Source organism: Bacillus sp. AY18-3, from assembly GCF_008042305.1.
GTDB lineage: Bacteria > Bacillota > Bacilli > Bacillales > Bacillaceae_G > Bacillus_A > Bacillus_A wiedmannii.
This window is the reverse complement of the sequence record NZ_QKQR01000017.1, coordinates 106,496-122,028: the sequence shown is the minus strand read 5'-3', so window position 1 is coordinate 122,028 and position 15,533 is coordinate 106,496. Positions and strand designations below refer to the sequence as shown.

Below are 15,533 nucleotides of genomic sequence, written 5' to 3'. Positions count from 1 at the left end.
AACTTTCTGTTTATTACTACTTTCCCCATTTTTCTTCTAACATCACCATTATATTTTTTATATGTGCATGAATAACTTCTCTTTTCGCTTGATCACTAAATTGTTCTAACGCTAATGAAGGAAACCAAAATAAATCTCCTTGTAACTCTTGCATATCTTCTTTCCATGAAAAATCACTTGTAACATAAGCAATATGCTTAAAACCTTGCTTTTGCAAATGATTTGTCCATTCTTGCAAACGACCTTTTTCATTTTTTTGACTTTCTACTAAATACGTAAATGCAGGTAGTAAAAGTACTCTTCCTTTATATTCTCTTTCCAACTCCATACTCAACAATTCGATAAATTCACCTTGTTCTACTACCATTTTCATTTCTTTTGCTGCCGAAATTGATAAAAGTGGTATAACACCAGTATCTACATAATCTCTTGCTTGCTCAAACTGCTCCACATCTTTTACACTCCATTTCAAATTTCTTCCCTCCCTTCATTTTCAAATGACAGAACTTTCACTTTATATATATTAAACCATACTAAAAGAGGTAAAAAAAGAAAAACTACCTATATTAAGGTAGTTTTTCTTAAAAAGTCTGAAATTTGTAAAATTTTATGAATCCAAATGAATTCTATAACATCTTTAACTCAGCTGTTAACTTATGAAACGCTTCCTTATCTTGCTTATCCAGCGCTTCATCAATTTGTTTCAAAAGACGTTCTCTTCTAAAAGAAAATACACTTTCTTCTAAAAATCTTTCTGCAAGTAAACGATCTTTTTCATTTACTTCAATATGCTTTGGTAAATACGGGTTTTCTTCTAATACAGCTACATAATTGGCATTTTGAAACGATGATTTAAAATTGAGTTGAATATAAATATCTTCATCTCGATTTAAACGAATATCATGAAACGATTTTTCAGCATCTGTTGTCATAACATTTTGTTTAAAAAAGTGAAATGGTGTGTCTTTCACACAATTCGCGGACATCACTAAACCACGCGGACAATATTTTGCATGCTCTACGAAGTGGACTTTATGCATCAATTGGTCATGACTCATTAAATAATTCAAAATCCATACACATTCACGCTGTTTCAGTTGGTAATTATTCAAAAACCATTTTACAAAATCCTTCTTCTCGTTTACAGAAACAGGGGTATTCATAGCAATTAAGTCCCTCCTCTGTCTTTCTCTTTTCTTTTTAGATTCAAGAAGCGGTATTCAGTTTCCTTCCAACTTATGAAAAATCCTCTAAATTATATAACAATTCTTCAATATGAATTTGTGTCGGGTCTAGTTGTATTAACTGAGTAAATACTTCTTTCGCCTCTTTTCGCATACCTTCTTCCAATAAGAAATAACCGTACTCTTCCAAGAAGTCTGGATGATTCTTAAAAGAAGTATATGCACTTTCATAGTGTTTTAATGCATCCGAATACATTTCTAATTGTTTTTTTGCAAACGCAAGATCCCAAAGTAGTTGTGTATCTGGTTCTCCGCTATCAATCGCACGCTCTACAACTGCAATTAACTCTTCATATTTTTCTTGTTCTTTTAAGATATACGCATATTTTAATATCGCACCTAAATGTCCTGGATCTAACTCAAGCGCTTTTTGAAGCACTTCCTCTGCTTCCGCTATTTTTCCTAATTTCGCCGCAATGTTCGCTAATTCTACATAAAATGGTACAGAAAGCTCATCTACTTTAATTCCTTCTTGAAGTGTTTCATAGCTTTCTTGAAGCATTCCTTCTTTTTCATAGCTTTTCGCCAAATACATGTACAGCGATGCATACTCCGGATCTAATTCTTTTAGTTCTTGCCAAGCACCAATTGCTCTTTGATATTCTTCACCTTGGTATAATGTGAAGGCATATCCAAATAATGAGTGGATATCTTTTTGTTCCTCTAAACCTGCTTCATAGTAAGAGATCGCTTCTTCCCAATTTCCAATCGCACTTAACGTTTCTGCGAGGCGAAGTGCAATGACAACACCACCCATGACTTTATGTTCTGCTAATAGCGACTCATAATGAGTGATTGCCTTTTGTTCTTCACCTTTACTACTATATAACTCTGCTAATCCAAACGTAATAACAGGTTCGTCAGGCATCATTTCTTTCGCCTTTAATAGTTTTTGTTCTGCTACATCATCGAAACCTTGCATTTGGAATAAATCTGCAACAAGTAATAACGATTGAACATATAAGTCATCATTTTCTGGAATATCATGAAGCACTTCAATCGCTTCATCTTCTTTGTCTAGATCAATATATAATTCTGCTAAAAATACAGTGAATTCACTTTCTTCCGGATACAATAAACGCAAGTCTTCTGTAATAGCTAACGCTTCATCCGTAAATCCAAGTGTATGATAATAGCGAGCGATATCATACTTCTCTTCATCATTCGCAATTTTTAATTGTTCTTTTAATAATTGTAATCCTTTTTCCGCTTCACCATTTTCAATATATGAAACAGCTTGTTCAAACTTTTGCATAAACGTCTCCTTTAATTCTAACAAATATTATTTTCTGTTCATTTACCCCGATTGGTGCGGGCTAATAATCAGTGAGGGGATGAGCATCCCCTCACTGATTAAAGTTTCACTTTATCATAAGCAACTAGGTGTACGAACGCAACCTTTAGAATGAGCATACTTCATCTTGTACTTTCACTGACAACGATTCAAACATGACACCGATACCGCATTACTACTTTCTATTGTACCGTTTTCTTTCATTACCGTGCAAATAACTTCCCTTATTAATTATTAACACGCACGGATCAAGCTTTACAGGCCTTCATTTAAATAAAAAAGACTCCTATATTAGGAGCCTTCACAAACTCTTAAGAGTATGTTTCTTCTTTCTTTACTTGCTCGTTTACAAGCTCTTTCAATAATTCTATAATTTCATCATTTTCTTCTTTCAAACCGACAGTAATACGAATACCATCATGTATACCAAATGCAGCACCAGAACGAACAATATATCCTTTCTTCATTAATCGTTCGAAAGCCTCATTACCAGGAATACCGAGTTTTAAGAAAATGAAATTTGTTTGAGATGGATAATAGAATACGTTATATTCCTTACAAAATGCGTAATATTGATTTAATCCTTCTTCATTCTTTTTCACACATTCTTGTAAAAATACTTGATCTTCTAATGCAGCGAGTGCTACAGCCTGCGCTACAGTCGATGTATTAAATGGTAACCTTGCTACTTCTAGCTGCCCGATTAAATTCGCATTACCAACCGCATATCCGATACGGAAAGCAGCTAAACCATATGCTTTTGAAAACGTGCGTAAAACCATAAGATTTTCATACTGTTCAAGAAATGGTAATGTTTGCGGATAGTCTTCTGCCCCAGCATATTCATAATATGCTTCGTCCATAATAACGAGCGCTGACTTAGGAACTGATTCTAAAAATGAAAGTAAATTTTGTTTCTCTACATATGTACCTGTCGGATTATTCGGGTTACAAATCCATACAATCTTCGTTTTATCATCTACTTGCTGTAACATCGCATCTAAATCGTGAATGCCATCTTTAAGTGGTACTTCACGAACTTCTGCTCCTTCAATAACAGCATGGTGATGGTATTGCGAGAATGTTGGATTCGCCATTACAACATTTGTTCCTTCATGTAGTAATGCACGACTAATCATTTGAATGACTTCATCTAATCCACTACCAAATAACAGTTGTTCTGCTTTGACACCTAACTGCTCTGCTACTTTTGTCCGAAGTTCAAATGCATATCCATCTGGATAAAGAGCGTATTGACTCGCTAAAGAAGTTAATGCTTCTGTTACGCGTGCTGAGCAACCGAATGGATTTTCGTTCGATGCTAATTTCACAATTTTTGATAATCCATATTCCCTTTTTACTTCTTCAATATTTTTCCCAGGTACATATGCTCTCAAAGTTAACAATTGCTCTTTCACTCTCATTTTTCTTCCCCCAGTCGTTTTATTCAATTCAATTACAATAAGGTTGTAATTTCTCACTGTAATCGTTTATCTTAACCGTCACTATTACGAGGATACCTTTAAACAAGCACTTCTTAGCTCTTAAACCATATCCTTTTGAAATGCCTCTAACGCAATATGAACAGTCTCATCTGGAATAGATACGACATTCACTACCCCATATTCCTGCATTAACACCATATGAATTGCTCCAGCGTTCGCTTTCTTATCTTGTTTCATCAATTGAACGAGACGCTCTACACTCAAATCACTTGGCATTTTTGGATATCCGTACTTTAAGAACCACTGCTTCATCTCTTCATAAGAAAGATTAACCTTGTACACTTGCTCACTTAAAAACAAGGCAAATAACATTCCAACCGCTACTCCGTCACCGTGAGTAATATTTCCATATCCTAGTTCTTTTTCAAGAGCATGGCCTAACGTATGTCCAAAGTTCAAATGAGCACGTACACCTTTTTCTGTTTCATCTTGCGATACAATGTTTGCCTTTACAGGAATTGCCTTCGTTAATATATGGATTAACTTCTCATCACGAAGATCCGCTAATGTTTGCACTTCTTCTTTTAACCAATGATACAGCTTTACATCACCAATAAGAGCATGTTTTATCACTTCTGCATAACCTGAACGCCACTCTTTTTCAGGAAGTGACTGTAAAAACGGCGTATGATATACAACTACTTCCGGTTGATGGAATGCACCGATCATATTTTTACCTAACGGATGATTGATCGCTACTTTCCCACCCACTGCGCTATCGTGAGCTAATAAAGTCGTTGGAACTTGAACGAAGCGAATTCCACGCATAAACGATGCAGCAACAAAACCAGCTAAATCTCCAATCATCCCGCCTCCAAGTGCAATAATTAAAGAATTTCTATCTAATTTATTTTCAAGAGCTGACGTATGAGCCGCATAGAAATTTTCAAAAGACTTCTCTTTTTCGCCACTCGGTACGACAAATGAAAATACTTTTTGCTTTATTTGCAACGCGTCTACAACTGTCTGTAAATGTAAAGACGCAACAGCTTCATCTGAAATGATCATGATGTTTGACACAGATGGCTGCATGTTTTGAACAATCGTTGTCAACTTTGACAACGATTGTTTTCCTACATGTACATCATATTCTTTTGATTTCGTTTGAATATGTATGTTTCCCATTAAAATCCCCTCGCATATTCATTATGTTTCTCAGTATTTTCACGAATAAGGTCCATACGATCTAATCCGAATTGTTCTATTAAAGCTGTCGCTAATTCCCAAGCCACAACCGCTTCTGCAACGACACTAGCTGCTGGCACAGCACAACTATCTGAACGTTCAATACTTGCTGTAAAAGGCTCTTTCGTATCAATATCTATACTTTGAAGAGGTTTATATAGTGTAGGGATCGGTTTCATCACACCGCGCACAACAATTGGCATTCCAGTCGTCATACCGCCTTCTAATCCACCTGCATTATTTGTTCTTCGTGTATATCCATGTTCCTCATTCCACAGAATTTCATCATGAACTTCACTTCCCGGTCTATGCGCTGCTTCAAAACCAATTCCAATCTCGACACCTTTAAAAGCATTAATGCTCATAATTGCAGCAGCTAATTTTGCATCCAGTTTTCGATCATAATGCACATAGCTACCGACCCCAATTGGCATTCCTTCCACAATCACTTCAACGATTCCACCTATTGAATCACCATTTGCTTTCGCATCATCAATTGCTTTCATCATTTGGTTACTTGCTGCTTCATCTAAGCAACGTACTGGTGATGCTTCTGTAATACTTTTTAATTCTTCAATTGAACTATAGGTAAATTCCTGAGCCTGTACACCGCCAATTTCAATTACATGGCCCGCCACTGTAATACCAAGTTCTGCTAACACTTTTTTAGCAACCGCACCAGCAGCAACACGCACTGTCGTTTCGCGTGCTGAAGAACGCTCCAGTACATTTCTCATATCTCTATGACCATATTTAATCGCACCATTTAAATCAGCATGCCCAGGTCTTGGTTTTGTTACTTTCCTTTTCATTTCTTTTTCTTCTTGTTCCGTTAAAGGCTCTGCGCCCATAATTTTTGTCCAATGTGCAAAATCACGATTTTCAACAACAAGTGCAATTGGAGAACCTAATGTCTCTCCATGTCTAACACCACTTACAATTTGCACTTGATCTGTTTCAATTTGCATGCGTCTACCACGCCCATGCCCCTTTTGCCTTCTAGCTAACTCTTCATTTATATCATCCGCTACTAAAGGCAGTCCTGCCGGAACACCTTCTATAATCGTTGTAAGTTGTGGACCATGAGATTCACCAGCTGTAATATATCGCATACGTTATTCCTCTTTTCGTATATGTATTTATCCCGCTATATTAAGCAATGATATTATCTTTCCTTACTCTAAAAATATGAAAGAAATTATATATTTGATCAGCCATTCGCTTATTCTCCGATAGGCCTTTTACTTTACATATCAATATATCATAACAGCTCTAACTTCGTAACTAATTGAAACAAAAAAAGTGCAAGAAGAATACCCCTATTCTCCTTGCACTTTCTACTATTATCACAGTGATTAAAGCGTTTACAAATTATTTCAAAATAATTAGTAAATCCATTCATTCATTAATTTTGAGTAGTCAACTAATTCTTCTTCCTTAAAGAAAATAGCAATCTCGCGCTCTGCACTTTCTAACGAATCAGAACCATGGATAATGTTTTTCGCAACAGTTACACCGAAATCTCCACGAATTGTTCCAGGAGCTGCTTCATGTGGTCTTGTTTTACCCATCATGTTACGAGCTGTATCTACTACGCCTTCACCTTGCCATACCATTGCGAATACAGGTCCAGATGTAATAAAGTCTACTAATTCACCAAAGAAAGGTTTCTCTGTGTGCTCAGCATAGTGTTGTCCAGCAATTTCCGGAGTGACTTGCATTAATTTTGCACCAACTAATTGAAAGCCTTTTTTCTCAAAACGAGCTACGATTTCCCCAATGAAGGCACGTTGTACACCGTCTGGTTTTACCATTAGAAATGTTTTTTCCATAAAAAATCTCTCCACTTCTGAATTATGTATGTAATTGTATATCCCCACACACATATTAACACCCTTATCACAATTGCGCAATAGTTTTGAAATAGAGAGATTATTTTATTTTTTAGAAAAAACACTAAAATTTTCGTTTCCCAATATACTTTGCTACATTTTGTAATGCATACTTCGCTTGTCCACGCGGAAGTGGTTTTATGATTTCTAATGCTTTATGTAAATAACGTTCACTAAACGCAAATGCTTGATCAATAGCGTCACTATTTTTTACAGCCTCAATAATTCCTTTCATTTCGTCCGCTGTTGTATTTTCATGTACAGATGTGATTTTCTTACGAAGCACGGGATCTTCCATAGCGTATAGGGCAGGAAGCGTAATATTCCCTTGTAACAAATCACCACCAGCAGGTTTTCCAAGCTTCTCTTCTGTGGAAACGAAGTCTAAAATATCATCAATAATTTGATACGACATTCCTACAAAATACCCATACCAAAATAGTCGATTTACCGTATCACGATTAGCGCCAGCAGCAATTGCTCCTAGTTGACAACTCGCAGCAATTAATAAGGCTGTTTTTCGCTTTATTCTTCTTAAATACGTTCGTAAATTTTGGTCATAATTGTACTTATCTTTAATTTGTTCAATTTCACCTTTACACACTTCTAAAATGGTATGCGATAGCGCCTGATGCGCCTCTGGAATTTCGATATTTGTTATACATTCAAGAGACTTAGCGAACAAATAGTCCCCTGTATACATTGCAATACGATCTCCCCATTTCGCATTCACAGTTGCACTACCACGTCGTAAAAATGCAGCATCAATAACATCATCGTGAACAAGAGAAGCCATATGAATAAGTTCTAACGCAACAGCTACATGTTTAATTGCATCTAACTTATAATCTCCAAATTTTCCCGCAAGCAACACAAATACAGGACGAATTCGCTTCCCACCAGCTTCAATAAGTTGTAATGCCGCCTCTTCTACCAATGGCTGTTCAGAAGCAACTGTCTTTTTTAATTCTTTTTCTATCACATTAATATCCGATCGTAAAAAAGAGTACATAAGTTGTAACTTCATATTGTTCACCTTAACCTAAAACTTCTTTTTTCTTTTTTCTTTTTTCTTTTTTCTATTTTGATTCTGGTTTCATACCTAAGTGCATCGCTGCTACCCCAAAAGTAAACGGCTTCACTTGTACACGTTCAAGTCCAGCTTTTTCGAACATATGAGCCAATTCTTTCATACCTGGGAATGTACTAGCAGATTCTTGCAGCCATGAATATTCTTTAAAACTTTTCGCAAATAACTTTCCAAATAACGGCATGATATATTTAAAGTATAAAATATACCCTTGTCGAAAACCAATCATTGTTGGTTGAGATGTTTCTAAACAAATCACTTTTCCACCTGGTTTTACTACACGCGTCATTTCTTTTAATACGTGCATATAATCCGGTACGTTACGTAAACCAAATCCAATCGTTACATAATCAAATGTGTTATCTTCAAATGGAAGTTCCATTGCATTCCCGTGTAAAAGTTCTACTTGTTTTAATTGTAACGCCTCTACCTTTTGCTTACCGACAGATAACATATTTTCACTGAAGTCTAAACCAACAACCTCGCCCTGTTCACCTACCGCTCCAGCTAGCGCAATTGTCCAGTCCGCTGTCCCGCAGCATACATCAAGAGCTTTGCTACCTGGTTTTACATCCATAATGCGCATCGTCTCTTTACGCCACGCTTTATGTCTTTGAAAACTAATGACAGAATTCATCACATCGTATTTATCAGAGATTTTCTCAAATACATCATGTACTCTTTCTTCTTTTGATTGTTGCATGCTCGTACCTTCTTCCAATGTAAAATTGCTTATGTCTTCGATTTATCTCTTAACACAGAGTTTATTTCGCTTATATCTGTGTGGTTTTCCAAATATTGATTTTCTTTCTTTCTGAGTTCCATCATCCATCCATGAATAACTGTTTCTACCTCCGCTTTATCCTTCATAATCCCTTGAACTGCTTGAAAAACAGGCGAATGTTGTTTATCAGCGTGCAGTTCATATTCTTTTTGAAGACGGTTTTTTCCTAGTACATACGTTATAAATGGCTTCCAATGCGATAAATGAAAATGATCACATGTTTTTTGCAAGAGTGCAGACTCAATCGTTACTACACTTTCCATTATGTCATCCATCGTTTCATGCGCTTTTTGATATAACATTATTTTGTGTTCATTAATTTCTTTAATTCCTTCAGCAAGCGCGCGAATTAAAACAATATCACAATTCATAGACAGTAAGTAATAATATAACCCGCTATAGTAATCACCAGCAAGCACTGTTAACTGGCGACGTTTATGCGATTCAACCGCTTCTTCCCCTGCTTTATTTGATACTCTTTCATGTGTATCAAGCGCAATTTGCACAAGCATAATCGTTACTACATAATGCTCAATTTGTTCTATATGTAAATTTTTACTTTTTAAAGCACCATATAACAATGCTATTTTTTCTTCATCAATAAATGGTTCTTCAATATAGTTTATAAAATAAGGATGGCGTAATTTCTCCATCAATTTCTCTCTTATACCCGCATACCCTCCGTAGATGTCACACACAAAAATCACCCTTGTTTTCTAATTCATAAAACTTATTATAACACATACATTCTATTTTCTATAACCAAAACTTGGCTACTCTTTCCAAACTTCCACCGAACTAAATAACATCTTCCATTCTTTTTAGTAGTCTTTCTATTCTCACTCTGCCTTGCTAAAACTATATCATTTATTTACATAAAAAAAAAAGAAAAGCAGTTTCCTACTTTTCTTTACTTTGTTTTAATAAAAGATAAAATTTCACTACGTGCCGCTGCATCATTTTCTAACACACCACGTACTGCTGTTGTTACAGTTTTCGCGCCCGGCTTTTTCACACCACGCATCGTCATGCACATATGTTCCGCTTCTACTACTACCATTACACCATGCGGTTCTAGTACTTCCATAATAGAGTTCGCTACTGTTGATGTAATACGTTCTTGCAGTTGTGGACGACGTGCAATTGTATCTACAGTTCGAGCTAATTTACTTAACCCTGTCACTTTTCCGCCTTGCGGAATATATGCAACGTGAGCAACTCCATAGAATGGAACTAAATGATGCTCACACATCGAATAAAACGGTATATCTTTTACTAGTACAAGCTCCTCGTGATCTTCTCCGAACACTTTATGCAAATGTTCTTTCGGATCTTCATGCATACCCGCGAACACTTCTGCGTACATTTTTGCCACACGCTTTGGTGTATCAAGTACTCCCTCACGATTTGGGTCATCTCCGATTGCCTCTAAAATAAGGCGTACTGCATGTTCAATTTGTTCTAAATTAACTTTTGCCATCCGCTAGCCCTCCCGAAAACCTAAAAGTGATACGAACACATTCTAGCATATTTATGTTTTTAAAAGCAAAAAGAAGAGTTCCCAAAAAGGAAACTCTTCTTCCCTGTTAATATGTAAGGATTATTTAACCGCATCTTTTAACGCTTTACCAGGTTTGAATGCAGGTACTTTACTTGCAGCGATTTCAATCTCCTCACCTGTTTGTGGGTTACGACCTTTACGAGCCGCACGCTCACGAACTTCGAAGTTACCGAATCCGATCAGTTGTACTTTATCACCTTGTTTTAAAGCTTCTAAGATAGAATCAAAAACAGCGTCTACTGCTTTTGTTGCGTCCTTTTTAGAAAGGGAACTTGCTTCTGCAACAGCATTGATTAAATCTGTCTTGTTCATGCCATTCACCTCCTCCCAAAGATAAGACTGTATAATGATCATAAAATGAGTCTTACTTTCATTTGTAGGCAATTTTTACAAATTCTATACTACAAAGATGTAGATAAATCATTATCAACGCCTATATTATACGATTCTCCTTTATAATTCAATATTTTTAAGGAAATTGTTACTCTTAAAATGTGAAAATCTGATGAAACTTGACAATTTACAACAATATATTAGATAATGACTGTTTATTTTGCTATTCTATACGCGAAAATCAAAAAAAATCCCTCTAAGATGAGAGGGATTTTTTCTTATAATATAATCGCAATTAATCCGCCAGATCCTTCATTAATAATTCTTTCTAGCGTTTCTTTTAATTTATACCTTGCATTTTCTGGCATTAAAGATAGTTTCGCTTGAATGCCTTCTCGAACAATAGAGCTAAGTGAACGTCCGAATATATCAGAATTCCAAATTGATAATGGGTCATCTTCAAAATCCTGCATTAAATAACGAACTAATTCTTCACTTTGCTTTTCAGTACCAATAATTGGCTCAAACGTTGACTCCACATCTACTTTAATCATATGAATAGACGGAGCTACAGCTTTTAGTTTCACACCAAACCTTGAACCGTGACGAATAATTTCTGGCTCATCTAAGCTCATGTCAGCTAACGCAGGCGCTGCTACACCATATCCTGTTTGCTTTACCATACGCAGGGCATCCGCCACTTGATCGTATTCTATTTTCGCATGAGATAAATCGAGCATAAGCTTTAATAAATGATCTTTCCCTCGAATTTCTACTCCTACTACTTCTTTTAAAATTTGATCATATAATTCATCTGGTGCATATAAATCAATCTCTGCTACACCTTGCCCCATATCAATGCCAGCTAAGCTCGCTCGATCAATAAATTCATACTGACTAAACTGCCAAACGACACGGTCCACATCACGAAGACGTTTTATATCCTTCACAGTCTCTTGAACAGCTTCTTGATAACTTTGACGCAACCAATGCCCTTCATTTAACACCATCACCCAGCTCGGAAGGTTAACGTTCACTTCTAAAACCGGGAACTCAAATAAAGCCTCTCGAAGCACATTGTACACATCTGTTTCCCTTAAACTTTCTACACTCATCGCAATGACTGGGATATCATATTCTTCAGATAAACTTTGGCGCAATTGCTCTGTATCTGGATGATACGGCTGTACAGTGTTAATGATCATAATGAAAGGTTTTCCGACTTCTTTTAACTCATTTACTACGCGTTCTTCTGCCTCTATATAATCTCTTCTTGGAATTTCACCAATCGTTCCATCTGTTGTAATTACAACACCAATTGTGGAATGTTCTTGAATTACTTTACGTGTTCCGATTTCTGCAGCTTCATGGAATGGAATAGGTTCTTCATACCAAGGAGTATTAATCATGCGCGGGCCATTCTCATCTTCATAGCCTTTTGCTCCTGGAACCGTATATCCAACGCAATCTACCAATCGAATATTCACTTCAAGACCTTCATCTACTTCGATAGAAACCGCTTGGTTTGGAACAAACTTCGGTTCCGTCGTCATGATTGTACGACCAGCAGCACTTTGAGGCAGTTCATCCTGCGCCCTTTGACGGTCAGACTCATTCTCAATATTAGGAATAACTACAAGTTCCATAAATTTTTTAATAAATGTTGATTTCCCTGTTCGAACAGCTCCTACAACTCCAAAATAAATATCACCGCCTGTGCGTTCCGCAATATCTTTAAAAATATCTACCTTTTCCAAGTGATTCCCTCCCTCAATATTTTTGGGAATAATTCCACATTTATAGTCAACTAATACCTTCTCTAACGTTGCCTATAATATCTGATATAATATAATGGTATTCTAGAAGTTCGGACAATATATCATATAATTTTGTCCAATTTCATATGACTATTAAAAAATACCTTTTGTTTGCATCGCAAGTTGTGTAACATAAAAAACCTTTCTTCTAGAACTTATTCACTAAAAGAAAGGTTCATGACTTATGATTTTAAAAAAATTGGTTCTCCATTCTTTACCGTATACGGTAAAGAATACGCAGGTACAAATGGAGAATCTTTCGAAAGTATATTCCGAATATCTTCCCCTTCCTTAAATTGCCCTTCGTTTTTTTTCAATGCTTCATATAAGTCGATTCGATAATCAACATAAATTTCTCCCTTTTCATTGATTACAAAAGGAAGCCCTTTACCAGAATACGGACTTGTCACTTGCGGCACATCTTTATATCCTAGTTTTTTGAAATCTAATTCATATACACCATCTGAAATTACCTTTTTAAAAGGCGGATATTGATGTTCATCCCGATACATCCTAAGCTTTAATGATAATTCCTGGATTTGTTCAGCCATCCTAACATCAATTAACTTTACTGTCGGGTTTGTTTCAACGTCTATTAATACGTATTGGTATACTCCTCCGCTTTCATACGCATTTCCTGGCGCTTCCTGTATGTAACGCGGAGCAATCTTTTGAAAATCGATTGGATACTTTTGATAAATAGGCGTACTCATATCCCGCGTCTTAATTGGCAATATCCCCTCATTTTGCTCCTTAAATGTCACTACAGCTTTTTGAACAACCTGTATCTGATCTTCATAAGGAACGGCATTTTGTTTCATATTTTCTTTCGGATACAGACATCCTGTTAAAAGGCTCATACAACAAAATATTAAAATAATATGGACTTTTTTCACTAGCAATCACCTTTTCATACTAATATAACTTGCTCCGTATGTAGCATTTTCGAGACCATTCCCTTTACTGCTGTACAGGTCCACTAAATACAACAAGAAAAATAACAATTCCTGACACAATCATAAGGGTGTACGCTACTAACGCTGTAATCCCTTTCAAAAATTTATTCTTTATTTTGTATCTACTTAGTAAAATAAAACTTACTGCAAAAAACATAAATCCAATTGCTCCTAAAGCAAACCACATTTTTATGAGCCCTTCTGACATATACACACCCCTTTTTATTAATCTATTTTTATACTATTTTAACAAATTAAAATCTTTAAACAAATACAAAAAGAACATTTTACTACAAATTACGAATATATAACTTTAATCAACAGGGTTTTTCGCATCTTCCACTAATCTAAATAAAAATAAAACCGAAGCGAGTGTATCTCTCGCTTCGGTTGACTAAATATGCCCAAAACAGCTCTATTCCCATACTTTCATGGCTATCATATGCAATCTACAAACTCTTTGTTTCTTATATCTTATTTTTTAAACATTTTGCTTAACGAACCAAAATCAGCGGGCATATTATTGTTAATAATCGCTTTTACAATTTGATCCTCTTGTTCTTTCGGCACTTCACGTCCTGCCATAAGAGCCACTTGATGAATCAATTGACGAAGCACAGTCTCATCACGTAAATTCGCATTCTGTACAGATGATGCTAATTTAAAAATATCTTCTTTATTCACTTTCGCTTCTTTTTCAATGTTATTAAAAATGTTATTATCCATTCTTTTCACCCTCTCCTCAAGTTACTCTTCATCCTATGCAAAATTTAAAAAATGGTGAAAAGACCCATAAAAATAAAAAGCGACAGAAGTACAAATGTACTTCTGTCGCTTTTCTTTAAAGTAAGTCAGGTATAGCTTCCACTTCATGTTTTCGAACACGTCCCATTAATGAGCCTACTGCATCTTTCACATTATTCCCATTGAATAGCACGTCATATAAAGCAGCTGTAATCGGCATTTCAACTTCCATTTTCTCTGCTAATTCGTGAGCAGCTTTCGTTGTTCTTACACCTTCTACAACCATACCCATGCTTTCTAACACCTCTTCTAAAGAGTGTCCTTTTCCAAGCATATTTCCAGCGCGCCAATTTCGGCTATGAACACTTGTACAAGTTACAATTAAGTCTCCCATACCAGTTAGACCAGCAAACGTTAATGGATTTCCGCCCATTTTTCTTCCTAAACGAGCAATCTCCGTTAAACCACGTGTCATTAATGCCGCTTTCGCATTATCACCTAATCCAAGTCCATCAGTTATCCCAGCAGCTAATGCGATAATATTTTTTAACGCACCACCAAGCTCAACTCCAACGATATCTGGATTTGTGTATACACGGAAGTAACTATTCATAAACAAATCTTGTACTTCCTCAGCCGCTTCCATACGCTTTGCTGCAGACGTAACAGTTGTCGCTTGACGTAAACCAACTTCTTCAGCATGACTCGGTCCAGATAGTACAACAACATCTTTAATCAAGTCCTCTGGAATTTCTTCCTCAATCACTTCCGAAATACGTTTTGATGTACCAGGTTCAATCCCTTTACTTGCATGAATCCAAGTAGTCGGACCTGCTACATATTTCTTCATATCTTGTAATACCTCTCTATACGCTTTCGTTGGTACTACAAGAAGTACTACATTTACATCTACTAATGCTTCTTCTAAAGAAGAGTAGGCTGCGATTGTGCTTGGCAATGTAATTCCTGGAAGGTATCGACTATTCTCATGTTTTGTATTAATCTCATCCATAAGTTCAGAACGATTTCCCCAAATACGTACATCATGTCCATTGTCAGCTAATACCATCGCTAACGCTGTTCCCCAGCTACCTGCTCCAACTACTGTGATTTTTGTCATAAAATCAC

At 36.1% G+C, this 15,533-nt stretch carries 17 protein-coding genes; all 17 read right to left on the bottom strand.

From position 1 onward, the window contains the following. Positions 1 to 16 precede the first annotated feature (16 nt). On the bottom strand, positions 17 to 472 hold the full coding sequence (locus DM800_RS17350; RefSeq protein WP_048543535.1) for a YpiF family protein: 456 nt from the start codon (positions 470 to 472) through the stop codon (positions 17 to 19). A 154-nt stretch (positions 473 to 626) separates the two neighbouring features. Then, a complete protein-coding gene (locus DM800_RS17345; protein WP_001095922.1) occupies positions 627 to 1,163 on the bottom strand; it encodes a ReoY family proteolytic degradation factor in 537 nt (178 codons plus the stop codon). Positions 1,164 to 1,236: 73 nt separating this feature from the next. Beyond that, entirely contained in the window at positions 1,237 to 2,499 is a 1,263-nt protein-coding gene (locus DM800_RS17340; protein WP_001168667.1) for a tetratricopeptide repeat protein, read from the bottom strand. A gap of 350 nt (positions 2,500 to 2,849) precedes the next feature. Next, on the bottom strand, positions 2,850 to 3,962 hold the full coding sequence (gene hisC, locus DM800_RS17335) for a histidinol-phosphate transaminase (protein WP_147787258.1): 1,113 nt from the start codon (positions 3,960 to 3,962) through the stop codon (positions 2,850 to 2,852). A 120-nt stretch (positions 3,963 to 4,082) separates the two neighbouring features. After that, a complete protein-coding gene (gene aroB / locus DM800_RS17330; RefSeq protein ID WP_088062697.1) occupies positions 4,083 to 5,168 on the bottom strand; it encodes a 3-dehydroquinate synthase in 1,086 nt (361 codons plus the stop codon). Next, a complete protein-coding gene (aroC, locus tag DM800_RS17325) occupies positions 5,168 to 6,340 on the bottom strand; it encodes a chorismate synthase (RefSeq protein ID WP_147787257.1) in 1,173 nt (390 codons plus the stop codon). Before aroC ends, aroB begins: the two co-directional genes overlap by 1 nt. 273 nt (positions 6,341 to 6,613) lie before the next feature. Continuing rightward, complete coding sequence (ndk, locus tag DM800_RS17320; protein WP_000415885.1) at positions 6,614 to 7,060, bottom strand: nucleoside-diphosphate kinase; 447 nt, start codon at positions 7,058 to 7,060, stop codon at positions 6,614 to 6,616. A 124-nt stretch (positions 7,061 to 7,184) separates the two neighbouring features. Beyond that, positions 7,185 to 8,147, bottom strand: coding sequence for a heptaprenyl diphosphate synthase component II (gene hepT / locus DM800_RS17315; RefSeq protein ID WP_000776075.1), 963 nt, complete (start codon positions 8,145 to 8,147; stop codon positions 7,185 to 7,187). Between the two features lie 52 nt (positions 8,148 to 8,199). Next, the gene (gene menG / locus DM800_RS17310) at positions 8,200 to 8,913 is read right to left on the bottom strand and encodes a 2-heptaprenyl-1,4-naphthoquinone methyltransferase (RefSeq protein WP_087985543.1); all 714 of its coding nucleotides are present in this window, start codon (positions 8,911 to 8,913) and stop codon (positions 8,200 to 8,202) included. A gap of 29 nt (positions 8,914 to 8,942) precedes the next feature. Further along, positions 8,943 to 9,692, bottom strand: a complete 750-nt coding sequence (locus DM800_RS17305) for a heptaprenyl diphosphate synthase component 1 (RefSeq protein ID WP_147787256.1) — start codon at positions 9,690 to 9,692, stop codon at positions 8,943 to 8,945. Positions 9,693 to 9,904: 212 nt separating this feature from the next. Continuing rightward, the gene (gene folE, locus DM800_RS17300) at positions 9,905 to 10,474 is read right to left on the bottom strand and encodes a GTP cyclohydrolase I FolE (protein ID WP_001151478.1); all 570 of its coding nucleotides are present in this window, start codon (positions 10,472 to 10,474) and stop codon (positions 9,905 to 9,907) included. Between the two features lie 120 nt (positions 10,475 to 10,594). Next, a complete protein-coding gene (locus DM800_RS17295) occupies positions 10,595 to 10,867 on the bottom strand; it encodes an HU family DNA-binding protein (protein WP_001043860.1) in 273 nt (90 codons plus the stop codon). Positions 10,868 to 11,166: 299 nt separating this feature from the next. Further along, complete coding sequence (gene spoIVA / locus DM800_RS17290; protein WP_000416519.1) at positions 11,167 to 12,645, bottom strand: stage IV sporulation protein A; 1,479 nt, start codon at positions 12,643 to 12,645, stop codon at positions 11,167 to 11,169. Positions 12,646 to 12,887: 242 nt separating this feature from the next. After that, on the bottom strand, positions 12,888 to 13,601 hold the full coding sequence (locus DM800_RS17285; protein ID WP_000755477.1) for a hypothetical protein: 714 nt from the start codon (positions 13,599 to 13,601) through the stop codon (positions 12,888 to 12,890). A 64-nt stretch (positions 13,602 to 13,665) separates the two neighbouring features. Then, on the bottom strand, positions 13,666 to 13,869 hold the full coding sequence (locus tag DM800_RS17280; RefSeq protein ID WP_001288995.1) for a DUF2768 domain-containing protein: 204 nt from the start codon (positions 13,867 to 13,869) through the stop codon (positions 13,666 to 13,668). Positions 13,870 to 14,135: 266 nt separating this feature from the next. After that, positions 14,136 to 14,387: a stage VI sporulation protein F gene (locus tag DM800_RS17275; RefSeq protein WP_000369753.1), complete on the bottom strand. Its 252-nt coding sequence runs from the start codon at positions 14,385 to 14,387 to the stop codon at positions 14,136 to 14,138. A 115-nt stretch (positions 14,388 to 14,502) separates the two neighbouring features. After that, positions 14,503 to 15,525 carry an NAD(P)H-dependent glycerol-3-phosphate dehydrogenase gene (locus DM800_RS17270; protein WP_000161769.1) on the bottom strand — a complete coding sequence of 341 codons (1,023 nt, stop codon included), beginning with the start codon at positions 15,523 to 15,525 and terminating at the stop codon, positions 14,503 to 14,505. Positions 15,526 to 15,533 lie beyond the last annotated feature (8 nt).